This window comes from Dickeya oryzae (genome assembly GCF_020406815.2).
Lineage (GTDB): Bacteria > Pseudomonadota > Gammaproteobacteria > Enterobacterales > Enterobacteriaceae > Dickeya > Dickeya oryzae.
The window spans coordinates 561411-586421 of record NZ_CP162670.1 but is presented as its reverse complement, the minus strand read 5'-3'; the positions used below and the strand labels follow the sequence as shown (position 1 = coordinate 586421).

The 25011-nt window shown below is 53.2% G+C and carries 15 protein-coding genes and 1 pseudogene; 3 read left to right on the top strand and 13 right to left on the bottom strand.

Annotated elements, in window-relative coordinates; all coding sequences use genetic code 11:
* Positions 1 to 12: 12 nt before the first annotated feature.
* A pseudogene (locus tag LF929_RS02460) lies at positions 13 to 135 on the top strand (LysR family transcriptional regulator); the annotation flags it as partial.
* A gap of 163 nt (positions 136 to 298) precedes the next feature.
* Here LF929_RS02460 and LF929_RS02455 read toward each other — a convergent pair.
* Positions 299 to 1969: a methyl-accepting chemotaxis protein gene (locus tag LF929_RS02455; protein ID WP_226093254.1), complete on the bottom strand. Its 1671-nt coding sequence runs from the start codon at positions 1967 to 1969 to the stop codon at positions 299 to 301.
* 1363 nt (positions 1970 to 3332) lie between these two features.
* On the opposite strand from LF929_RS02455, the gene LF929_RS02450 reads away from it, so the two are divergent.
* Positions 3333 to 4931 (top strand): methyl-accepting chemotaxis protein, encoded by a 1599-nt coding sequence (locus tag LF929_RS02450; RefSeq protein ID WP_038909100.1) that lies wholly within the window; start codon positions 3333 to 3335, stop codon positions 4929 to 4931.
* A gap of 16 nt (positions 4932 to 4947) precedes the next feature.
* Here LF929_RS02450 and LF929_RS02445 read toward each other — a convergent pair whose 3' ends face one another.
* Entirely contained in the window at positions 4948 to 5115 is a 168-nt protein-coding gene (locus tag LF929_RS02445; protein ID WP_168366542.1) for a hypothetical protein, read from the bottom strand.
* A gap of 48 nt (positions 5116 to 5163) precedes the next feature.
* Here LF929_RS02445 and LF929_RS02440 point away from each other — a divergent pair, with 48 nt between their 5' ends.
* Positions 5164 to 5571, top strand: a complete 408-nt coding sequence (locus tag LF929_RS02440) for a hypothetical protein (protein ID WP_080649117.1) — start codon at positions 5164 to 5166, stop codon at positions 5569 to 5571.
* Between the two features lie 141 nt (positions 5572 to 5712).
* Here LF929_RS02440 and LF929_RS02435 read toward each other — a convergent pair whose 3' ends face one another.
* The 11 genes from LF929_RS02435 to LF929_RS02385 all read right to left on the bottom strand — a co-directional run bounded on the left by LF929_RS02435 (position 5713) and on the right by LF929_RS02385 (position 24944).
* The gene (locus LF929_RS02435; RefSeq protein WP_038905769.1) at positions 5713 to 7221 is read right to left on the bottom strand and encodes a TolC family protein; all 1509 of its coding nucleotides are present in this window, start codon (positions 7219 to 7221) and stop codon (positions 5713 to 5715) included.
* A 57-nt stretch (positions 7222 to 7278) separates the two neighbouring features.
* Positions 7279 to 12801 (bottom strand): putative Ig domain-containing protein, encoded by a 5523-nt coding sequence (locus LF929_RS02430; protein WP_226093253.1) that lies wholly within the window; start codon positions 12799 to 12801, stop codon positions 7279 to 7281.
* Positions 12802 to 12933: 132 nt separating this feature from the next.
* A complete protein-coding gene (locus LF929_RS02425; RefSeq protein WP_038909103.1) occupies positions 12934 to 13764 on the bottom strand; it encodes a phage tail protein in 831 nt (276 codons plus the stop codon).
* A gap of 278 nt (positions 13765 to 14042) precedes the next feature.
* Positions 14043 to 16166 (bottom strand): HlyD family efflux transporter periplasmic adaptor subunit, encoded by a 2124-nt coding sequence (locus LF929_RS02420; RefSeq protein WP_226093252.1) that lies wholly within the window; start codon positions 16164 to 16166, stop codon positions 14043 to 14045.
* Entirely contained in the window at positions 16163 to 17482 is a 1320-nt protein-coding gene (locus LF929_RS02415; protein ID WP_226093251.1) for an efflux RND transporter periplasmic adaptor subunit, read from the bottom strand. The genes LF929_RS02420 and LF929_RS02415 overlap by 4 nt, the downstream gene beginning before the upstream one ends.
* Entirely contained in the window at positions 17479 to 18282 is an 804-nt protein-coding gene (locus LF929_RS02410) for an efflux RND transporter periplasmic adaptor subunit (RefSeq protein ID WP_210174651.1), read from the bottom strand. Before LF929_RS02410 ends, LF929_RS02415 begins: the two co-directional genes overlap by 4 nt.
* Before the next feature lie 323 nt (positions 18283 to 18605).
* A complete protein-coding gene (locus LF929_RS02405; protein WP_210174652.1) occupies positions 18606 to 19322 on the bottom strand; it encodes a 4'-phosphopantetheinyl transferase in 717 nt (238 codons plus the stop codon).
* 52 nt (positions 19323 to 19374) lie between these two features.
* Positions 19375 to 20505, bottom strand: a complete 1131-nt coding sequence (gene fabD, locus LF929_RS02400; RefSeq protein WP_210174653.1) for an ACP S-malonyltransferase — start codon at positions 20503 to 20505, stop codon at positions 19375 to 19377.
* 68 nt (positions 20506 to 20573) lie between these two features.
* Positions 20574 to 22493, bottom strand: a complete 1920-nt coding sequence (gene fabD, locus LF929_RS02395) for an ACP S-malonyltransferase (RefSeq protein WP_226093250.1) — start codon at positions 22491 to 22493, stop codon at positions 20574 to 20576.
* A gap of 131 nt (positions 22494 to 22624) precedes the next feature.
* The gene (locus tag LF929_RS02390; protein WP_210174655.1) at positions 22625 to 24070 is read right to left on the bottom strand and encodes a PfaD family polyunsaturated fatty acid/polyketide biosynthesis protein; all 1446 of its coding nucleotides are present in this window, start codon (positions 24068 to 24070) and stop codon (positions 22625 to 22627) included.
* A gap of 43 nt (positions 24071 to 24113) precedes the next feature.
* Positions 24114 to 24944, bottom strand: a complete 831-nt coding sequence (locus LF929_RS02385) for a hypothetical protein (RefSeq protein ID WP_210174656.1) — start codon at positions 24942 to 24944, stop codon at positions 24114 to 24116.
* Between the last annotated feature and the right edge of the window lie 67 nt (positions 24945 to 25011).

Here is a 25011-nt window from a genome sequence, read left to right as displayed (position 1 = left end):
AAATCCATTCAGGAACTGGAGCAGCCACTGCCCAAGGCCACCTTCTACCTGATCCAACGTAAAGACACCATGCTCTCGCCGATGTGCGCCCAACTCGCCAAACTCGCCAAACTCTTTCGGCTGTATTGCCAGTAATGCGGATGGATGGGTGGATGGATGAGTCCGCCCGCCTCCGGATGCCAACAGGGACAGCCTCCGACCGAATACGACTCACTGAGATAAAAAAAGCGCGGTAACCTGCTCGTTACCGCGCCTGTCAACGCGAGTTATTGACTCGCGTAACCCTGAGACATCAGGGTCAGAATGAGGTCCAATCGTCGTTGGTTTTTTCCTGCCGTGAAGCGGAGTTCGGGTTCGCCAGTGCCGTCATTTTCCCGGCGGGCTGTTGTTTCCGACGTGCCGTCGATGCATCCGCCACACCGGGCAGTTTGAACACCGCGACAATTTCGTTCAGGTGGTGTGCCTGCTCTTCCAGTGACGAGGACGTCGCCGAAGACTGCTCAACCAACGCCGCATTCTGCTGCGTTACGCTATCCATTTGCGTGATGGCGGTACCCACCTGGGAAATCCCTTTGCTCTGCTCGCTGGAGGCTGACGCGATTTCACCCATGATATCCGTCACGTTGGTGACCGACTTCAGAATATCGTCCATCGACTTGCTAGCCTGCGACACCTGCTCGTAACCGTTTTTGACATTATCGACCGACTCGTCAATCAGGGTTTTGATTTCTTTCGCCGCCTGCGCACTGCGCTGAGCCAGATTTCTGACCTCACTCGCCACCACCGCGAATCCCCGCCCGGCTTCACCGGCACGCGCCGCTTCCACCGCCGCGTTCAGCGCCAGAATATTGGTTTGGAAGGCAATACCGTCGATCACGTTGATAATATCGGCGATTTTCTGCGAGCTATGGGTAATACTTTGCATACTGTGACTGACCGACTGCACCACCTCGCCACCATTGTTGGCAGCGGTTGACGCCTCTCTGGCAAGCAGACTGGCCTGTTGGGCGTTATCGGCGTTCTGTTTCACCACAGCGCTCAGTTGCTCCATGCTGGCAGCCGTTTCACTCAGTACCGCTGCCTGTTCTTCAGTCCGTGAAGACAGGTCGCTGTTACCGGCGGCGATTTCGCTGCTGCCGTGATAAATTTCGCTGGCGCTACGGCGAATATCCGCCACCGTTTTTATCCAGCTCTGCTGCATGGTATTGACGAACGGGATGAGTTGCCCCACCTCGTTACGCCCCATGTCGTCAATCGTGGTATCGAGTTGCCCATTCGACAAGATTTGCAAATGCGCTTTCACTTGCTCCAGCGGGCGCCCCATCTGAATGGCAAGATAACGATCGGTAAATACCACCACGCCTAACCCAATAATCATGGCGGCGATCAGCGCCACTTTGCTCCAGTACACCCAGGCAGCAATGCGCGCCTGCGCTTCGGTTTTCAGATTGTTAATAATCTGGTTGTAGTGGCTGATGGCTGTGGTGAATTTCATCCGCAACGGGTTGTATTTCTCCGTAACGAGTTTCACATAAGCATCATGATTACCTTGTCTGGCGGCGTCCAACATCGGCACAACCGCTTCGCTAAACAGCTGATAGGAACTATTGTAAATATCATCAATAGATGTGCTGCTGATATTGGCATGATCCGTTACCTTGAACTGCGCCAGGCCATTTTTCAGGAATTCCACATCTGCGGTAGCGTCATTCAGTAAATTTCGTCCACGATCGCTGCTATTTCCTGCCGCTATCGCTTCATCCATCGATAATTTAACTTTATAGTAACGATCACTGGCACCATTGATAATATCGCCATTCGTTTGCTGTACATTCGTCAGGCTAATCTCATCTGTCAGATTATTTAACGAGTAGAGGGAGAAAATGCCCACCCCGCCCCACAACAAGGTAAATATGGCCAGAATGGCCAACATCATAATTTTAATCCTGATGTTACGAATTAGACTCATTTAACACCTCTAAAATAAAAATGCATTTCACTTTCTCTTATGGGCTTGTATTAAATAGTACCCGTTTATACCTGTCATACTTCAAGCTGCAGGTGTGTTGGCTGCGCTCGCTCACCCGAATCACTTACCTGAGTAAGTTCATCGGGACTCACTCACTTGCCGCCTTCCTGCAACTTGAATTATTTAGGGTATAGCTAACATACTTTTTTATAACCTTCATACTTGGCTATAGATGTACTGGCTGCATGACACAGCCCTTCAGCACTGAGCCCCGAATTATTTGGGCAATACCCTGTCATCCCTGAAATAACCCGGGCCGCAGAAAACATGCTGTTAATTTGAACAACACAACTTCGCTTATCACATGATGGCTCATGAAATAAGTAGAGAACTCACCTGAAACCTAACACTCATCGGGGATACGGCAGGAATAATGTACAGCATGAAACCTATATCGGCTTAACATTCTTTTTCTTTACTCAACTGCATTAAGATAATAAAAAATTATATTAAAAAAACAAAAAAGGCATGACAATAAAGAACAATACGATATTAGATTATCACACCCTGGTTATTATGGAATTCAAAATATCTCTCAAGCATTTCGTTGAATAATTCATGATGCGAAAAAACAGGTTATGAATTGATTAAAAATAAAAACACAGAGCGTATTTTTTGTGAGGAAAATGATATTTTCTCAGGATAACTCTCCCATTAATTACTCGATTTTGTGATGAAAGACGATGCTTTTTACCAACCATTTCCACGTTGATTAACGCGATAAAATGACTTTTTCCCGGATTAGACCGCGCAAAGACATAAGAGAACGGAAAGAATGTATGACAGGGTGCAGATCGTTTGTCACATCATCGTGCCTGAGCGGCCGAACGACAACACGTTACCCATTTTTTTGATGAAACCACGGCCTGAGTACTGACAATATTACATAAACATTACTTAAGACACATCACTCCACCGCGTTTATTGATATCATCCCTGAAACGCAACACGCACATCAACAAGGAGAAATTGATCGATAAAGGAGATCGATGCGAGAGTCGCGCCACGACAGACAAAGGGTTGAGTTATCAGCTTGCTGAGTGTGAATCATTGCGAGACTCAGCCTGACCTACATCAACAACCATTCGCGATAAAACTATTAGTCTGTTCCCGCAATCGGGCCGGTGTACCGTCTGATGATAAACACAGCATATACCCTCAATATTCGGGTTTCAGGGCAACAACCTGCAACGTGAAGTATGACGGGTATACTCGTTGCCTTACTGATATTGGCTGATGTCTGCAAGACTGGTGGCATCAATAGCGGCAGGTAGGGAAAATCAGTACTTCAAAGGAGATGGGGATGTTAGAAAAAATCAAAATCAGAAATGGGCTTTACTGCGTACTCGCTGTATTCGCACTATTGCTACTGTCTATTTGTACTTTTAGTTTGTATTCCTCCATACAAAGCAACAAGTCTATCCGCAACGTCAACGGGATTGAGGGCGAGCAGCTTGTTCCCCTTTATTTGGCCTATTCAGAAATGCTCAATGCCAGACTGGCCGGTTTCAACATCGCGCTGGCGATTGAAGACAAAAAAGATGACGCGACGATTCGGACCGGTCTGGAGCGACTGAACAGTTACATCGCCTCCGCCAACAGCACCATGGCGGAACTGCGTCGTATTCCGGCACAAACACCGCAAGGCCAGGCGCTTCGCAATGATCTTGATGACACCTTCAATGATTATATGAACAACACCGTCGCCCCCATGCTCACGGTACTGCGAGAACGAAATCTCGATAACTTCTATTCCAAACTGGCACCCAGCGCACTGGAAAAAGGCGCAGTGTTCCGTAAAAAGCTGGAGCAGTTTGTGACGTTAGCCAAAGGGGTTGGTAATGAGGAGATCACGCAGGCGGATAACTTCTATCAACGCACATTAACTATCCTTATCGCTACGCTGATAGTTGCGCTGATCTTAAGTCTGATTACCCTGAAGTTCATCCGTAACGTAGTGCTGCACCCGATGCAGAAGGTCAGAACCTATTTCGGCATGATGGAACACGGTGTACTGACACTGGATATTCCGCCACAGCATAATACCGAGATGGGGAGCCTGATGCTGTCACTGAAAGACATGCAGCAGGCATTTCGCAAAATCGTGTTGGATGTCAGAGAGTCGGCCAGTTCTGTCGCCGCAGGCGCAGAACAGATTTCTGCCGCCAACCGGGATTTCGCCGCCCGAACCGAAGCGCAGGCATCCTCCGTTGAGCAAACAGCTGCCAGCATGGAACAAATCACCGCGTCCGTGCAGGAAAATACCGCCAACACCAGTAAAGCCATGGCGCTGACCAATTCTGTCGCAGCACTGGCGGAAAAGAACGCCAGCAACTTTAGCCAGATGATCGAACGGATTCAGTATATTTCTGATAGTTCGAACAAAATCAACGATATCATCAGCATCATGGATGGCATCGCTTTCCAGACCAACATTCTGGCGCTGAACGCGGCGGTGGAAGCCGCCCGTGCAGGTGAAGCAGGTAAAGGTTTCGCGGTGGTCGCTTCGGAAGTGCGCAGTCTGGCACAACGCAGCGCCGGTTCGGCACGAGAAATCAAAGAGTTGATCGAAAAAACCGCCGATGAAATTGCTCAGGGAGAAAAAGTGGCGTCACTCTCCACACAAGATATGGCGCGACTGATGGATGAGATTAAACGTGTAAACGAATTTATGTCGGATATCTCTATCGCGTCGTCAGAGCAGGCTAAAGGTATCGAACAGGTTAACGCCGCTATCACGCAGCTTGAGCAAGCCTCCCAGCAAAACGCGGCGCTGGTTGAAGAATCCGCCTCCGCCAGCTCTTCGCTACACGAACAGGCCAGACATCTGGATGACACCATGACCTTCTTCAATCTGGACGATAACAACCCGATGCCGATGGCGCTCGCCGCGCCACGTTAAGGCGCACTTTCACCCTTCAACGCAACGCTTTTCCCAGCCCGCCACCGACGGCGGGCTGATTTTCCGCCACACGAGGCGACCGGAAACGGATGCTCACCGCAATCAGCACGCTTGTTACACCCGACCAGCGATCTTTTACATCCCGCAGCAATACGATGAAGGTTCCCGCAACCCTATGCGACACCGCCCCGCGTTATTGACGCAGACGGGCTGACCTGTCTTCGGAGGTATTATGATGCTATCCAACCCCGTTTTCGCCGTCTTGCTGTCAACGCGTGCATGGTTCTCCTGCCTGTGTTTGTCCGGTGTGTTGCTGCTGGCAGGGTGCTCCCACACCACAATGGAACCCGACACGACAACGGAGCCTGACACCACATCATCGCCCTATCGTTCAGTGCCCGATGGCAAGTGCGATAAGGTCGGGACTTATCACCTGTATTTCAACCGATTCGACGAAACCGCGCAGCAGCTTGCCCACGCCACCGGCTGCGTTGTGATTACCGATACCAGCAAAACCGGCGCAATTCAGCCTCATCCGGTGGTCGGCACCCTGACTATCCGTCAGGCGGTGCAGATGGCTATTACGGGGACAACACTTCGAATAACACATCAGGATGGGAATAGCATCACGGTAGAGTGAGTAAAAGCCGAAGAGCACGGTCAGGGACTGAGCATAGCAACTGTCAGCATTCAGGAGGCTGATATATCTGGTGCCTGGTGCCTGCATCACAGGCACCAGCGTTATCAGAAGACCATCAGCATGCTGCTTGCATAGGATGGATTAGAATGACTGTAATGCGCTTATCTTACCCTGCTGCCAGTTGGTCTCAGACTGGCGTAACGCCTGACTGATATCCGCCAGCCGATCGGATGGCAGCGTTTTTGGCAGCAAATCCAGCCCAACGGTTGAGAGGATTTGGCCATAGCTGTTACGCAATTCCGCATAAGCCAGATCCTGACGCAGGTTGGCGTTCAGGGCATTAAGCTCCCCTTGAATCAGTTGCAGCTCGCCGATACTGTTCGCCTTGTAACGGTTTCTGAGTTGCTCGGCAATCTGACCATCGAGATCGCGCAGTTCAACACTGGTTTTATACTGACGCACCGCTTCATTGAAGTTGGCCCGTGCAATGTACAACTGCGCCATGATAGCCAGCGACATGGCCTGACGCTGCACTTCCGACACGCTTTCATTCGCCTGTGCCGTTTTATACGCCGCAGGACCTGATAGCAGATTAAACAGGTTCCAGGTCACCTTCACGCCCACATCCGCCCAGCTTTGGTTCACCATAAAAGAGTTGCTGTCGTAGTGACCACCGGCGCTCACCTCCAGCCCCGGCAGCATACGCAGCAACGACTTGCGGGTTTCTGCGGCATGAATGCGCACCTGATAATCCTGCTCTTTCAGTTCCGGGCGGCTCAGCAGCGCCGTCTGCTCCAGGGTAGTGAAGTCGACATTCAGTTGCGGCACCGGCATCTCGCGATTATCCGGCAGTGCCAGCGTATACGGGGTATCCAGCGGCAGGTTCATCAATGTCGCCAGTTCGGTCTTCGCCAATGACAACGCCCGGCGTTGCTCTTCCAGTTGGCGCACAGCATCAATCAACGCACGGCGATAACTGAGCGCCTCCACCGGGTCACCCACTTGCTGCGTACTCATGTGTTCGCTGGCTTCGCGCGCCTGATTTACCCTATCGATCAGGCTGTCGATACGGCCCAACAGCCGCTCAGCGGCTACCGCACGCCAGTACGCGGAACGCACATCCTGAATGATGGTGTGGACGACCTTGCGTTTGCGTTCATCAGCAATCCAGCGTTGGTCGGCTCTCTGTTTGGCGTTGACATAACTGACACCGAAATCCAGCACGTTCCAGACCATCGTCAGGTCGGCGACATCACGGTTTTGGTCAAGCGAGGTGGAAGGCTCCAGTGATTGCCGCCCGGTTTGAATACTACGACTACTGGATGCACTGGTGTTGCTGCGCCCGACATACCCTGCCGACATCGCCATCTGCGGCAACATGTCATAGCGGGCCAGCTCCAGTTGCTGTTGCGATAACGCCTGCTCCATCACTTTCAGCCGGGCTTCCAGGTTATATTTAAGCGCTCTGGCCATCGCATCGTACAGTGTGATCGGTGCCGTCACCGGCTCCTGTTTACTGAACATCGCGACCTTATCCTGCCGAATACGCTGCTCGCCTTGCTCCTTCGAAATGGGCTGACTGGTGACGGCACAGCCGCTCATTGCCACCACGATGAGGCTAAGACTGAAAAGTTTCCGACCCTTTACCACGATTCCACTCCTGACCCTTGTTGTTATTGTCATAAACACCTTACCCCGAGGTCACCATTACCCTTGTTGTTGTTCGTAGGTGATCTGGCCGATATCGAGCAATGCCTGCTCAATCGCCGCCAGCCGCTGCTGCGTATCGTTCCCAATGTGTTGTAACTGCCGTTCCAGACCGGGGGCAAACTGCATCGCTACACCGCCCACCGGGGTCGTCACCCGAGCGGTATTGGTACTGCTGGTATTGATGTCGCGCCAGCTACCGCCAGTGAACACCGCCATCGGCGACAGAGAAGGCAAACTCATGCCAGAGAACACACCCGCCAGCGAAGAACTCCCCCCCAGCGCGCCACCGGAATTGAAACTGGGGAATGACCCCAGCGAACTTTCAAACAGACTGGCACTGCTGGAAACGGCCCCCTGAACAAACGCACTGGCTATCTGGCCGACCGGTGCGTTACTGACTTGTGGCGCGCGTTGAGCCGCCTGAAAGATGGTTGATGCCGCAGTAGCGTTATCCGCCGTGCTGGTCGCATTCAGCGCACCAAGCGATGTCGGGGCGAACAACGCGCCTAACGTGACTGGTGCGGCAGGTGCCAACGTCACCACGGGCACGGGCGTCGCGGCAGGTTGCGCCGTCGTGCCGCCATTGATCCTAAATTCCGGATCGCCGTTATCCACACTGCTGCCAGTGACGACCAACCCAAAGGTCGTGCTGACCGACGCGTTGCTGCCATCAGTTGCCGTCACCCGAATGGTCAAATTGGCCACATCGCTATTGCCCGGTGTACCGGAGAAGGTGCGGGTAGCCGGGTTAAAGCTCAGCCAGCCCGGCAGTGCCGAGCCATCCGCCTGCGTCGCGCTCAGCGTCAGCGTGTCGCCGCTATCCGGGTCGGTGAAGACCCCTGCCGGGACGGTGAAGCTGAAACCGCCGCTTTGTGTCGCTGTTTGGGTACCCAACGTGCCGGAAACTACCGGCGCATCATTCACGTTGGTGACGACCAGCCCGAAGGTGGTACTGACCGACGCGTTGCTGCTGTCGGTTGCCGTCACGCGAATGGTCAGATTACCGACATCGCCATTGCCCGGCGTACCGGAGAAGGTACGGGTGGCCGGGTTAAAGCTCAGCCAGCCCGGCAATGCCGAGCCGTCCGCCCGTGTCGCGCTCAGCGTCAGCGTGTCGCCGGTATCCGGGTCGGTAAAGGTCCCGGCCGGAACAGTGAAGCTGAAACCGCCGTTTTGTGCGATGGACTGATCGATTACCGGGTTGGACACCACCGGCGGGAGATTACTGTTATTGACCGTCAAGCCAAAGGTGGTGCTGACCGAGGCATTACTGCTGTCCGTCGCGGTGACCCGAATCGTCAGGTTACCTACATCGCTGTGACCCGGGGTGCCGGAGAAGGTACGGGTGGATGGGTTAAAGCTCAGCCAGGTCGGCAGTGCCGAGCCGTCTGACTGTGTCGCAGTCAGCGTCAAGGTATCGCCGCTATCCACATCGACAAAGGTACCGCCAGGTACGGTGAAACTGAACGCAGTGTCTTTGGTGGCGCTTTGGGTACTGACCGTGCTTCCCACGGTAGGTGCATCATTCACGCTGGTTACCACCAGCGATGCCTGCGCGCTATTGGTGGAGAACGCACTGCTGCCGCCAGTGGTCGAGGTGTCTGCCAGACCTTTGCTGCTACCTGCCGTCGCACTACCACTGGTTTGATCCCACGCCCTGAAACTCAGGGTTGCAGTTTCACCATTGGCGCTGTCCGGCACATAACGCAACTGCGCCGTCGACCCGAGCAGCAGTGCCGATGAGCCGGATACCGTCCCGATATTGAACCAGTTAGCCCCGCTATCGGTGGAATACTGCCAGCCACCATTCCCTGCCGTCGAGGTAATGGCGATACCGCTGGCGGCACCGCTGTCAACATCCCCATAGCCCGCGTTGCTGAGCAACGACGACACCGTGGTAGAAGACGAGGTCGCATCCTCCGTCGTGGATGTCAGAGTAACGGTCGCACCGCCGGATAGCGTTGGCGCATCGTTAACCGGCGTTACGTTGAGGGTCATCGTTCCCATATTAGCGGACAACGCCGTGCCATCGCTGACCTTCCAGGTAAAGGAGGCATAACCCGTACCGTTGGCATTCGCCGTCGGGCGGAAGGTCAGTTTGCCGATATCAGCCGCGCTGACCACCGATCCATTGCCCAGTAAGGTATCGCCGCCGCCACGTACACCGTCGTTGTTGGCGTCAATAAACAACTCACCGGCGCTCGGCCCGGTGACGATGGTAATGGATTGCAGGGTGTCGCCGCTGTCCACGTCGCTAAAACCAAAATCCGCGGCGCTAAAGGTCTGGGCGTTATCCTCATTGAAGGTTTTGCTGACCGACGTATTGCTGATGACCGGCGCGTCGTTAACCGGCGTGACGTTAAGGGTCATCGTCCCGGTATTGCCGGACAACACCGTGCCATCGCTAACCTTCCAGGTAAAGGAGGCATAACCCGCACCGTTGGCATTCGCTGTCGGACGGAAGGTCAGTTTGCCAATGTTGGCCGCACTGACCACCGCACCATCGCCAAGTAACGTATCACCGCTATCGCGAACACCGTCACTGTTGGCATCAATAAACAACTCACCGGCGGTCGGTGCCGTGACGATGGTAATGGATTGCAGCGTGTCGCTGCTGTCCACATCACTGAAACCAAAATCGGCGGCGCTAAAGCTCTGGGCGCTATCTTCATTGAAAGTTTTGCTGACCGACGTGTTACTGATGACTGGCGCGTCGTTGACCGGCGTGATACTCAGCACAGCCTGATTAGTACCCGTGCTATTGAGCGAACCGTCATTAAAGGTCCAGTTGAGCGTCACACTAGCCGGTGGGTCGTCAGAGCTGTTGGCATAGGTCAGGGATTGCAGCACGGCGTCTACCATCGCTGAGGTCGCACTGCTATTGAACGTCAGCGTCAGCGTGCCAGCGGAATTGGTTGTGACACTGCCCACCGTCGTACCGTTGTAGGTGAAGTTTTGTCCTTGCGTCAGCGCGCCTAACAACCCGCTATTGCCGAAGAGATCGTTACTGCTGGCCCCACCATTGCGAGCGATCGTGAGCGATGCACCGTTATAGTTTCCCTGTCCACTGTTAAGCGCATTCAGCTCGGTATCGGAGACCGTGACATCGTTGTCTATCACTACCGCGCTGCCATTTTCGGTATAGGTGGCTCCGCCGTTGAGGTTGCTGAATACCGGCGCAGTGTTGGACGATGTGGTGACATCGACCTTGGTTGCACTGAGTATCTGGTTGTTCGCGCTATCTTTTGCCACTACATAGACGTCGTAGCTACTTGCGCCATTTAATCCCGTGATGCCAAAGGAATAGGTATACGGCGCGCTACTAACGACATGGCTACCGGAACCGATTGCTGTCGCCCCCGAGGCATTCTGACCGGCGATAATCTGACTCACGCTGGGGGCTGAAGCACCGTCAGCAACAATCACGTAATAAATCGTTCCCGCCTCATCCAGGCTGGCCGACAGGTCAAAACCGCTCGCGCTGATGTTGGTCGCCGCAGGCGCAACGTCAAATGTCGGCCTGACATCATCGCTTACCGTAACTGAAAAGACTTTTTGATAGGTGTCGGTACCGTCACTCACCTGTATCCGCACAGAATAGGTTCCGGGTGTCATCGTGGCAGCGTTGTTCACTTTCAGCGTGCTGCCGGTAATCGAAAACAAGCTGTTGTCGGTACTGCCGGTACCCGATACCAGCGTATAGGTAAAGGAATTGGAATCGACATCCGTTGCACTGAGCGTGCCGACCGTGCCATTGCTGCCCAATGACTGCCCTATGCTATTTGACGTGAGCGAGATATCCGTTGGAGCATCATTGACGGCATGAACGGTCACTTGACTACTGAGACTGGGCGAAGCCGTATTATTGGTGCTACCGCTATCGGTTAGCTGGCTGAGCGTCACCGTGCGCGATGTGACGGAAGGGTTTTCACTGCTATTGCGGTAAGTCATACTCGATAATAACGTGCTCATACTGGCGCCACTCATGATCGCGCCAGATAAGGTCACCGTTGCCGTGTTGCCACTCTTGCTGACGCTGGCGGTACCGTAACCACTGCCCAGAGAAAGGCTATTACCGTTGGTGAGTGCAACATCCACCCCGTTAATGGTCAGGTATTCCGTACTGTCGGCCACATTGCTGATGGTAAACACCGCACCGCTAAACGTCTGCCCGCTGTCATTGGTGGAGGCCGTCACGCCAGAAAACAGGCTAACGCCAGAGCCATTTTCCGTGTAGGTAGGATTGGTCGCGCTACCGGTAACCGTGGGCGCGGTATCCGTCGATACATTGACCGATGTAAACGTGAAGACTATCGTCCCATTAGTAAACCCGCCGTTCCCTACATCAATATGGATGGTTTTGCCGGAAACGGTGGCGGTCACATCGTTGGGGTTTTGCCCGGAACTGGAGGTCTTGCTAATACCGGTAAAATGGTCGAGACTGCCGCCCTGAAACACCAGGTCAAACCCGGTATCCAGCGATGCACCACTGCTGTAAGTAATCGTAATCGTGTTATTCGTCGGGTCGATATCAATAGGATTGCCATTGTTATCAAATTCAACACCGCTACCTACCGACGTCAAGGCATAGTACTCCGTACTCGGATCATTGGACGCGGTCACTGTGACCGAGGTGCTATTCACCGACAACAGATTGGTATAACTGCTGATAACCAAATCCTGTACGCCAATCTCTCCGGTATGAAATTCTGTGACCCAATCACCACCGAGCACCGATGCCCCTGTTGGGTTGGTTGACGCCGCCACATCTGCCGAGGTCAACTGCGCCAGCAGAGAAGCAAACTGTTGCCCGGATGCCTGCGCCACATCACAGCCATACAGCAGGAGATCGCCATCGTCATTCAATGCCGCACCGAGCGTCGCCAGATCATTGGCCCGGGCAAGAGCGACCTCACTGTTCAGTGTCAGGGTACCGAGTTGTGCTGTTCCCTCACTACCATGGCTGAGTACATGAATGGCATCGTAGCCGCTGTGCGTTTGCGCCCATACAGCCATCTGTGTCAAACCATCTTTGCTGCCGTCCAGCAATACGACTTCCATCCCGGCTGGAACGTTGGCAACCAGCGTCTGATAACCAGACACCGAGGTATCGATAAACACCACTTCTTTGTGTACGGTTGCCCCCGCGACTGCCGCAACATCACTGCTATCTGTAGCGGTACTCGTCGTTGAGTGACTGTCAGTCGAATTACTGTCAGCTGAGGTACTGTTAGTTGAGGTACTCTTGGTGGCTGCACTCTGATTGCCGGAATCCTGGCCCGCATGACTACTGCTATCAGACTGAGATGCCGTCTCAGCCGACGTCGTGTGCGCAGTCGTGCTGGCCGTTTGGGTCTCGGTAGTGTGTGTATCTGTCGTCTGCTCGACTGTGGCTGCAATTGCGCCATCAAACAGCATACGGGCTTCCAGCACATAACCGCAGACAAAAGGTTGTACAGCCGTTTCAGAGATAGCGGTTGGTTGGCTAGCCTGCTTTTTAAAAAATTGACGCCACAGCATAAAAAACTCCGATGTTTATCGGTAATTAACGACAGATACATTCAACCGGATTAACCGGTTCACACGTGATTACCTTTACCGGTTCTAGTAATCTGGCAAGGAAGCCAGGCAACCTTGCCAGAGACATAAGACTCAATCTCTTGGTGGATACAAACCATCGACCGCAATACACGGCAACAACGTCAGCGAAGGCTGCCGAACATCAACAGGGGCTTGTGTTCCTACCGGAATATTCGCCGCAACCGCCACCGTTCCGCCGGTTGGCACCTTGAAGGTGAATGAGGGCGTTGAGGCCGTACCTGTCACAGTGGTATCAACCGGCGCGGAAGCCGTCACCGGGCTGGGTCTCGTTTGTGAGAACACCCCGGTAAAGTTGACGTTATAACTCGATAAACCATTAATTGCCTTACCGGTTAAAGCACCGAGAAAATTGTTCGTCCCCGTCGGTGCGGGAGTCGCCGTTGCACTGCCACTCGCTGTCGTCACGAGTGGCAGCAACGCCGTCACCCCTAGATTTCCCGTCTGTGCCGGAACAGTCACATCGGTTGTTGGCGTCGTACTGGGTATAAAGGTTGCCTGGTGGGTATGCGGTGTTATCTGAGAGGATGTCAGCATCACTCGGGTATTGCCTGCTTTTGTCCCAATCCTGCTGAAATCTGGCTCCGTCGTAGACCCCTGTCCTACAGTCACACGGCCACGTAAATCAGGTACATTAAACGTTGTTTTGCCATCGCCACCGTAGACGGTGCTGACTAAGGAATAAAGTGCGGCATTCTGCTGAATATTCAGTGAACGCCCGTCCGCTGGCACAAAACCGGCAGGACAGAATTGCGCCGCGGTATAACAGACAGAACCAATGTATTCTTCCGAACCACAGGCTGAAGCAATCTGAGGCCACACAATACCGCCAACCATGGCTACAGTTATTGCTGCTTGGGTAAAAACCTTCTTAGCATGCATCATGGATATCTCTCCTCGCCATCGTAAAAGTACTTATCTATGTGATTTATTGGATGATTGTTGGTATGACCCCAAAAATGCTGGAGAAATACATAGAATAAAAAATAGTTTCAAATTGAAACAAAATGTATTTTATCAATCACAATAAAAACATAGCTGAAGAGGGAGAGATTGTCCGCTAGCAAATAAATTTATTTCCCGAACCATCACAAAAAAAAACAGTTCAGTAAAATTAACTATATGATGCGTTTTATCGTCATCAAAAAACCACTTTAGCCACATCAAAATCCACTTTCCCGGATACCCAACGCAGCAACCCGACGCCATACCGCGCCAAGCATGGATTCCGTTTCCCCTTCCAGCATCACGCTGCCCCGTAACGGCTGTTGCGGTAGTGAGAACGGCCCCTCCTGCACCGCGAAACGCACACGGTACTGCGCCTGCACAGGCTGAGGGTTATGATCCCTGTCGCGACGCACGGCGATCGGGCCGTGACGATCGGACGCCAACATTTCCTGCTGTAACCAGGCGGTTCCGGTAGGTGCAATGTCTGTCAGTTGTACGGCAAGACGGGGATAAGCCGGGTCATCGGCGATAAAATAGCCCGTCATGCCTACTTTTGCGCGTTTTAGCGTATCGTCGGGTAAATACCCTTGCACTTTTCCGGCACCCTGCCCGACCACGCGCAGCAATGGCATATCGGAAGTCAGCCAACGGCCTTCCGTCATATCTCGCGCCACATCCCTCACCTGGCCTGCCTGCGGCGCGGTGAGAGACAAACGCTGGCGTTGCGCATCCAGCCCCCGATAGCGGGCCAATGATTCCGCCAGTTGGCGGTCAAGCACCTGGGTTTCACTGGCGGTTTCCTGACGCCCGGCCCCCCGCTGCCGCTGCTGTTGCAAAATGGCAATTTGCTGGCGTTCGATATTGATGCGGTAGTCCAAATCGGACGAGGTGAGATCCAGCAGTTTCTCACCGGCTTTTACCTGCTGGCCGTCAGTGACGTACAGCGCTTTGACCTGCGCAGGGATAGGGGCATACAACGCGCTGACGTTTTCTGCTTCCAGCACAGCGGGAATACGGATGCTGCCGCGCCAGGGAAACAGCAGCAGTACCAATACCGCCGCCACAATCAACCCTGAACGCAACAGGTTAACGGGATGAGCATTCTTACGCATGGACCACCAAATACGGGCCTCCTTCACCACCGGAAGCGCGATAAACCAGCCAATTTCTACCGACATCAACACAATACCAACCACCTTAATGAAAAAGTGGTACACCATCAGCGCGATGCCGAAAAACAGGAAAAAGCGCCATACCCACGAGGCATAACCCCATATCAACAGTTTGCGCTGCATCGACGGCGACCAGGTATGCGGTGCCGGATGACCATAACCAAACAACGCCTCGCGCAGCCGCCACCGGCACAGGGCATAGGCGCGCTCCTGCAGGTTTTCCACCCGCCAGAAATCGCTCAGCAAAAAGTACCCGTCAAAACGCATCAGCGGGTTGAGGTTAACCACCAGCGTTGTTATCCAGGTAGCGCTGGAGAGCATGAAGGCGGCAGTACGCAATGGGCCATCCGGTAACAGCGTCCAGGCCAGCAGTGCCACACAAGCCAGCATCAGTTCCGCCAGAATACCGCCAGCGCTGATCAATAACCGGGAACGCTGATCCTTCAGTTTCCAGGCATCACTGACATCGGTATAAAACAACGGGAACAGCACGATAAACGCAACACCCATGGTCTGCACCCGGCAACCGGCGCGTTTGGCCATAAACGCATGTCCCAGCTCGTGGATAAATTTGGCGAAGACCAACGCGATGCCGAAAGCCGCCATGCCTTGCAGGCTGAACAGGTGAGGAAACGAATGGGTATAACGCACCCAGTCCCGGCTGACCAGAAAGCCACCCAGCAACAGTATTAACGGTAACGCAACCCGCAGTAACAGCAGACCGTAGCGTTGCAGCCAGGGCCAGCAACGGTTGAGCAATGGATCCGGGCGCCATAGCGGAATGCGAAAAAACAGATACTGGTGCAACAGGGTTTTCCACAGACTGACACGCAATGCCGCTGCCTTGATGGCATACCCTTGTCGTTGCGCCGGGTCGCTGGCGGCGATCAAATCGTAGTTACGCAGAAACCGTACCAACTGCTCCAGTTCACGGCCCTGCAACGGCAGACCCGGCTCACGGTTAGCCGCCTCCAGCACCCATTGCGGATGACGCAGCGACCAGTGCCGCAACAGGCGTATTGCCGAGGGTGTCAGCGTGAAATAACGTCCGGTGACCGGGTCGGCCAGTACCCATTGTGGTGCACCATCGAGACCGGTCGCCGACTCCACCAGTTGCAGATCCGTTCTCAGTGCGGGCAAAAAGTGCCCCGTTCCGCCACGGGTCATAATCCAACCGACTGACGTAACACGGCAAGTGGTCGTCGGAACAGATACACCGCCAGCGGCACGTATTCACCAGAGATTTTCGCCGTACCACGCAGCCCAATGCGGGGGGGGGCACTGGTAAAACGGGCATCCAGTCGGTAGGCCAGATTACCCGACGGGGTCTGTTCCGATTCATAAGCGATACGATCCAGCAGCGCGCCATGCGGCGTTAGCGGATCGCTATCGAGAAACAAGGTGATCGGTGCATCCGGCTCCAGCCGAATCGCATCGCCGACATCCAGCTCAATACGCAGTGAGACGGAAGCCGGGTCGGCCAAATCCATCAGCCGCTCGCCGGTGCGGACCGGTTTTCCGGTCCAACGTTCGGCATCGGCAAATACCGCAATACCGTCCCGCTCTGCCCGAATCTCGGTACGGCTCAGCAAGGCGTTGGCATAATCGCGCTCAGCACGCTTCTGCGCCACCTGCGCGGCAAGAAAATCCAGCCGGGCCTTGGAATCAGCATCCTGAAAAGCACGTTGCGAGCTGGCACGGAACTCCGCTTCCGCCACGTTCAACGACCTTTCAGCCACATCCGCCTGCGCTTTCAGTGTGGTATCGTCGATACGCACCAGCACATCGCCTTTTCGCACACTCTGATTCGGCTGAACGGCAAATGCCTGAATCACCCCATCCAGTGGCGCGGCGACCACACGCCCGTTAAGCGGAATCACTTCGGCCGGTGCCAGTACCGACTGGCGCACCGGAATAAACAAGCACCCCACCACAACCAGAATCGGGATAGCCAGTTTCCAGCGCCAGCGCGTGCGTCGCCAGACTGGTTGCGGCTCCAGCGCCAGCCAGGCATGGCTGAACGCATGGGCCAGTTGTTCCACCAGCAATTGCTCGGCTTGCTGCCAGGGCTGTTCACGGGCATACCAGATGCCACCAAACAAACGTCCTTGCCTGTCTTTCAGCGGTGTCCACAGCACTTCGGGTGCCGATAACGCCAGCCAGTCGCTGCGGCTTTGATCATCCAGCGATGCTGCTTCTACCACCGCACACTGCACGTATTGCGGATCTCGCTGCAGTTGCACGCAGGCACGCTCAACAAACGCCACAAAAGGCGCATGGGGCGCAGGCTGGGTCACGCCAGTCACCGCCCGCACCGTACCGTTGATCACCAACGCGGCATGACGAAAACCGAACAGCGCCTGGCTGTCATTGACGATGCAGTACGCCAGTGCTTCAGCTGTGTCAGCCGAACGCGCCTGACATTCGATATCGAGGAAACGGGCGAAGATACGTTCGCCGGAAACGGGGGGTGTAGTACTCACGGTTTCTCCGGGAAATGTGCCGTGCCGCTCATCCCAGCCATCAGCGCGGCGTCTTTGGTTTCAATCACCCCCGTCAGGCTGAGTGTCTGGCTACTTTCATCAATGCGTGCGCCTAGTCGGGCAACACGTGCTTGTAACGGTGTGCCGGTTTCATCCGGCGTAAACGTGAAGACCAGACCGGACTTAAGTATGGGCAACCAACGAGATGGCACCAGCAGGTTAATTTCCAGATGGCGATTGTTGACGATATCCAGCACCGGTGCCCCCGGTGCCACGCTTTCATACGCCTGCGCACGACGTCTGACTACCTGGCCGTCGAACGGTGCCAGAATGCGGCAACGGTTGACCTGAATCTGGTAGACCTGGCTTTCTGCCTGCGCCTGCGCCAGACGTGCGGCAGATAAAGATACCGCATGCCGGCCCACCGATTTGAGTTCCGCCAGTTGCTGATTCTGACTCAGTTCGGCTTCCGCCGCCCGCATCGCCGCCTGCGATGCCGATAATTGCGCCTGATAGATAGCACAATCAAAACGCGCCAGCAGGTCGCCTTTTTTAAACGACTCCCCTTCCCTGAACGGCATTTCCACAATGCGCCCGGCCAGGTCACTGGAAATGGTCGCCTGATCCACCGCCACCAGCATCCCGCGCGCCTGATTATCTGACGATGCTGTTACCTGAGTAGGATGAGCCGGATTAATCAATAATGGGTCGTCAGCCTGCGCCTGCACATGATAAGCCAGAGCACAAACCGCCATCAGCTCCAGAGCATGACGGAAAAAGGAATGATTGAAATTATTCACACTAATCTGCCTTGGTTTCGCAAAGATATCTGCAACATTCGGAAGGCATCAAGAACAAGCCCCTGAATTTTCACCGATTAGCCATAGTTATTTAGGCAAGTATAGTCAATCAGCAGAAATGGAAAGACGCTCAGAGGTAAGAACCCGGTGATGAATGTATTGTGAGGATCAACAGCGGCGAAAACGCCGACCTCAGCCACCTGTCAGCGTAGCCCTTATCGTTCCGTCCGCCAAATTTGATGCCTTTCTACGGTAATATTATGCGAACTCCATTTCGCTGAATAAGTAAATCATTGCTCATATTCGATGAGCGGAACGCCCGATCATTCTGTAAAGGTAGCGGAGCAAGCCGTTAAATCCACAATGGTGACATACTGCCGCTCCGGCAATACTCTAAAATAGCCACGTACGGTTTTACCTTTGACAAGCTGCGGACTCAGTGTCTCTTTTAAGACAAAATCCATACTCTGGTTAACAAAATCAATCCTGAATATTGAGATCGCTTCAAAACCAAAATAGCGACCAACATTGCCGTAAGCCGCTTTGAAAAAGCTTTCCTTGAGGGAAAAGCATAAGGTAAAACATGCCTGAAACCGCGCAGAGTCAGCCGAAATCAACGCAATTTCATGCTCATCAAGCGTTTGTGTCAGTACACTGCTAATCACCTCATGACTGATTTCGTCTTCAACATCAATGCCGACACCGATTTTCCCCGTAGCATAGCCAACCAATGCCACCGCCCGGTTGTGACAATGGCTGATTGAGCCGATCATCCCCTCCGGCCAGAGCGGCTCACCATGTTCGCCCCGACCGATATGCTGACCATGAATCCCCCATTTTTTTAATGCCTGCGCGGCACAGAAACGGCCAGCTAAATACTCAGCACGCCTTTTGACCACCGCGCGATTCAAATACCCGGCGCTATCTATCTGATACAACTGGAACAAGCTATCGTGATAGTGTTCTCTTGCAAAAATACAATAATAAAGTTCGAAGTCAGTCTCAAACCAATCAACGGACTGATTCTCCTGAAAAAACATCGTTCAACCCCTTTTGGCCGCTGTCCCGGCCTCATCACACAACCTATTCGCCTTATACCGGTTTTAGCTCATCCAGTTCGAAATAGCCGTTATAACCTTTCAGATAGATCGCCGCACGATGCTGAAACAACAAAACAGCTTCGGTGCGGGTTTCTACTTCAGCATTCAAAATGCTGGAACGAACCTTTTGCCCGATCGGGAACTGGCTGTTCCATTGGGCAACCTTCTGGGCTGCCGCTAGCGTTCTGTTATGCATCGACAGGTCGGTAGACTCCGCCGTATTCGCTCCATCGGCGTCATGCAGTAATCGCATGGCCTGTAGTTCGGCTTCTGTCGTCTCCGCCCTTATTTTCTCGACCAGACCACGCACGACTTGACCATGACCCAATTCCGTAAATTCAACCGTTCCCAAACTCATTAGATACTGAATACTTTCGGCCCAGCGAACCGGGCTGGCAATTTGTTGAGCCAGACAGGCAAGCAGCGTTTCATCCTGGTATGGCTGGGCCGTGGTATTGGCAATCACCGGAATTTTCAACGCCGAGAACTGAAAGCCTTGCAGGTATTTTCCAAACTCCTCCATTGAGCCGCGCATTAGTCTGGAGTGAAAAGCACCGCTGGTATTTAAAAGGACACATCTGATGTTGCACTGTTCGAAGGCATCGGAGGCATTTATGATATCGCTGTGAGGCCCCGAAATCACAATTTGTGATGGCGTATTAAAGTTAGCTAAATCAATATGATCCAGCCCTTGGGTTTTCAATAATTCCCGCACCTGGGCTTCGCTCGCTCCCAGTACCGCCGCCATGCCACCGCCGTCGGCCTGCCCCATCAATTCACCGCGTTTTTTCACCAGCTTGAGACCGGTGGCAAAATCAAAACATTCTGCGGCCAGCAAAGCGTTAAATTCCCCTAGACTATGGCCTAAAACAAAATCCGGACGGGTACCGGTTTCTTTCAATTTCCTGAAATAAGACAGCGCATTGACGACATAAATTGCAGGTTGGGTATATTGTGTCCGGTTAAGATTTCCGTCTGGATCCTCAAGACAGAGTTTCTCAATTGAGTAACCCAGAATCTCATCGGCGATACGGATCAAATCAGCAAACTGCTCAAACAACCCCTCTCCCATTCCGCGTTGCTGGGAGCCTTGTCCTGGAAACATATAAACGTGAATTGACATGACTGCTCACTCCTTTGAATTTGGTCTATTAGGCTGTTCTGCTTAACCGCCTGTTCAACAGAACGCTCTCACGCTTTCAACTGTGACAACAGGTATTCAAGCGATCTCATCCCGTCACCGAACTGGTTCAATATATAGCCATGCTGGCAATCAATCCCTTTCGAATACTTCAGAAAGTTAGACAAACTGCCTGTCGCCGATACATCAATAAAAAAGTGGTCCTTCATTGCCGTAAACGTCGAGTGGGCAAGGGCAGAAAAGTCAACTTTGTCTCTGACAACCTGCCATAAATACGCATGAGCATCGGCTGGTTGTAATGAACCGACAGGCCGCCCCAATGCAGACGAATATATCGGAATGGCTGGAGTAAAGACCGGTGTGTGGTGCAGCAATTTCTGATAGGCGGGCTTTATCGCTTCGATCGCCTGTGAATGAAAGCCGTAGCGAACCGGCATTGCGACCGACAGAATGCCTTTATCAGCCAGCCTCTGTTTAACGTCCGTTATGGCGGCATGCTCACCGGAAATGAAGAAATTATTGTCGAAATTCACTCCAGCTAGCGTGCAACGGGAAAAAACATCCGCGTAGCGATAGAAAATTTCCGGTGAGGCCAGCACCACGACCAAACCACCTTCAGGGGCAGACTGAACCAGCAAACGCGCCTGCTCAACGACCAATCGAAGCGCATCGTCCAGCCGGAGCATACCGGCAACAGCGGCAGCAATGTACTCACCCAAACTGTGGCCGACAACAGCAGCAGGCTGGATGCCACGGGCAATCAACATCTGCGTCAGGCTGTATCCCAAACAAAATAGCGCCGGATGGGTATAGCGAATATCATCAAACTTATCCCCAGAATCGTTTTCACCATAGAGTTTTTCCAGCAGATTCACGCCACTGAGCATATGGACTTTGTGACAAAGGCTGTCCATCGTCTGTCGGAAATGCCCATCACTATGGTAAAAAACCCGTCCCATCTGATAGTACTGACTCCCCTGACCGGCATACATGAACACACACGGGTGTGGCGTTGCCGCGATCGGTCCAGTTGACTGATTCTGCATCGGCCTGACCTCCTGACCCATTGTGGACTCAGGAGAAAATAACATTGCAGAATGCGCTTCACCACTCGGCATCGGATCGGCGGCAATACGTTGGTGGAGTTTCGTTAGCACATCGCCGGGGCCGATTTCCATGAAATCATCATAGCCTTGAGCCAGCAGCCAGGAGATCGATTCATACCAACGAACCGGGCTGGAAATTTGCCGGGTCAACAGTGTCTGGTACCCCGTGGAGGGATAAGCCCTGGCCGTGACATTAGACATCACGGGAACAGACAAGGGATGAAAAGTAAACTCAGTCAGGAAATCGGCAAATTCCCGCTCAATGTCCATCATGCAGCGGGAATGGAACGCTGCGCTGACATTCAATTGGACAAAGCGTGCGCCGGCATCGAGAAAACGCTGTTCCAGCTCCGGTGCCAGCACTTCGTCATAATCCCCCGAGATAATGCACTGCTGGCGGGAGTTGATATTGGCTATATCCACATGCTGAAAGCCGCTGTCGGCCAAAATACGTTCAACCTCATCCAGATTAATTTCCAGCAATGCAGCCATTGCCCCCTTCGGAGCCTGACTCATCAGTTGACCGCGTTTTTGTACCAGCTGAAGCCCGGTAATAAAGTCAAAAGCGCCGGCAGCAAACAACGCGTTGTACTCACCCAGACTGTGTCCGGCCAGAAAATCCGGCGGTACCGCTCCACGGGCCTTGTGCTCTAGATAGGTCAGCGCATTCACGGTATACAATGCCGGTTGGGTATACTGAGTCTGGTTGAGAACTCGCTGAGGATCTTTCACGCAAAGGTTGACAATGTCATACCCGAGAACCTGATTGGCCTGAGCAACCAGCTCTGGGTAGTGTTCGAATAGGTCATAACCCATTGTACGATATTGCGAGCCCTGCCCAGGAAAGGTATAGACTGTCTTCATAAATTTCCCCGCTTTACTATTCTGTCATCGCTGCCATCAGGCCATCTCGGCCAGACCATCGTTCTGTCAGCAGATCACCGTTGTCCGCCATCTGCACGCTGCACGAGCGGATACGTCTACTCAGAGTGTCACTAAGAAGATAAAGAATGGCTTGCCATCAAACCGATTTGCCGTGACAACATCGATGCGGCTTCCTGCATCAACATTTCCCCGATTTCATCGACATGGCGAGCACGCCAGCTTTCATAGGCAGAGCCTTTCACCCACTGATTGAACGCGCCCAGAGCCGGCCCACAATGCACCTGATAATCGACTTTATTTTCCCGATCGCCAGCCAGCGCCAGGCGTGAGCTATAGGCAAAATACCAGCGGAATACCGCGGCCATTTTACGTTTGGGATGTTCTTCTATTTTCGCCAACATCTGGGGACGGCTCGCCTGATAGTATTGCCTAACGTCTTGCCAGACATCGGATAGCGGACGTTTGAAGTACTTGTCTTCGAGCTGCCTGGTAATGACCTGCGGTATGGCTTCCAGCGAGTCATATTGCTGATAGAGCTGATAAAGTTTGTTAGCCCGTGATGGGAAAAACACACCGCGCCGGAGCACCTGAACTTTGGCACCCTGTTCAAACATATCTCCGGCCGGTGCATAGTCGGTATCCTGAATGTTGATGCTTTGCAGTAAATCCTTCACTTCATCGCTGGTCGCCGCTTCTACCGAACACTGATTCACGGAACCGGTGACAATAAAATCAGCACCAAGCATAAAAGCAGCCATCACCGCTTCCGGCGTACCTATCCCCCCTGCGGCACCGATCCTGATCGGCTTTTGGTATCGCTGCCGAGCCGAAATATCCCGGCAAAGCCGGGAAATAGCCGGGAACAATACATAAGCATTCCCCTGATCGGTATGGCCTGCCGAATCCGATTCGACACAGATATCCTGAGCCATCGGCACCAACGGAGCCAACTCAGCCTCCTGCTCGGTAATCAACCCTTGCTGACATAACCGGGCAACCAGCTCAGGCGGTGCGGGGTGGGCAAAAATTTCAGCGACTTCGGGGCGTGACACTTTCGCCATCAGCGTATTGGGGATCACAATCTGCTGATCTTCCCCCTGATGAACGCCACATAACCGGTAACGAACCAACGCCGGAGTCAGCGCAATATAGGCGGCCGCTTCAATAAAACGAATGCCGTGGGTCAGAAACAGCTCGACCCGCTGCATTTCCTTTTCAGGGAAATCATAATCTGCCAGCAGATTCATGCCGAAAGACTCACCGCTCAGATCAGATTGAATCCCTAGAATCGCGTCTTCCAGAACACGAAGACTCAAGCCTCCTGAGCCAAAAAAGCTCATCATTCCGGCCCGCGCCATCGCCACAACCAGCTTACGGGACGCAATCCCCTGATACATGGCTCCGCTGACATAGGCGTATTTAATCCCATAATCCTGACGAAACGCGGTGCTTCCCAACTGTTCGGCCTGAACACGCCGCCCTTGCTGGCTGTCGCCCCCTTGACGGGGGAGACTTACACCACGTTCAGCCAGTACCGTTTGTTCAAAATGTGTCATCCTCTCCCTCGCCTCCATTCAGTCAGACCGGAAAGCCTCGCCACTAGAAAGCAGCATCGCCTTTCGTATCAAAGGAGGGATAGGCAGGGAAATCCCTTGTCGAAGGATATTTACTAAACGTCATCACCTCCCGACCATTGGTCAACACTGTCTGACCGCCACTCAGTTCGAACTCATAACTGACGTAACTTTGTCCTTCGCCCCAGAGTTTACTGTAAGTTCTGGTATTAAACGTCGTCCGCAAGCGGTCTGGCGAGATCGCCGCCAGCGCGTTCGACTCATAGTTGACAATGATTTCTCTCGTTTTCTGGGAATCACTGGTTGCCAGAATGTTGTAGCTCCCGTAGTACATCTGGTTCAGCGGTGTCGCCGTTTCGCCACGATGGTTACCGGCCAGTGGGATGCCACTACTATCGAGAACCGTAATGTAGAACCCCCCATCACGGACCACCCACCCTTCGGAGGGCAGAACCATCCCGGCCAGCGAATACAGCCGGTAATGGCCATCCGGGTTACCGGTATAAGGCTTCAACTCAATCCGGTTCTGTGCGATCAACGCGTTAACATCGATGCCGAATTCGCGATTAAAATAGCGAATCGCCTCTTCTCTTTTTTGCGCAACTTCGCTGTCACTCAGCCCCATAATATGGGTGTAGAAATAATCACTGGTGCATAACGTTCCCTGGCATCCCGATACGCCGGGAAATGGCTCAGTCTTCGTAATATCGAGAGCACCGGTTCCCATAAAAACCAGTACCTGCTTAAACCCCATCGGCTTAGGTAAAAAGTCGGCGGCATATGTATTGGATGCCATCAGCGCCAGAGAGAAAACAACGATGGCAGCGGTCTTGCGTTTAAATGTATGTAACATCATAGGTAAGCTCCTTTTTGCTTTTAAGTCATAACTAGCTGATTAGTTATAAATAGTCTTTTAGTTCCTC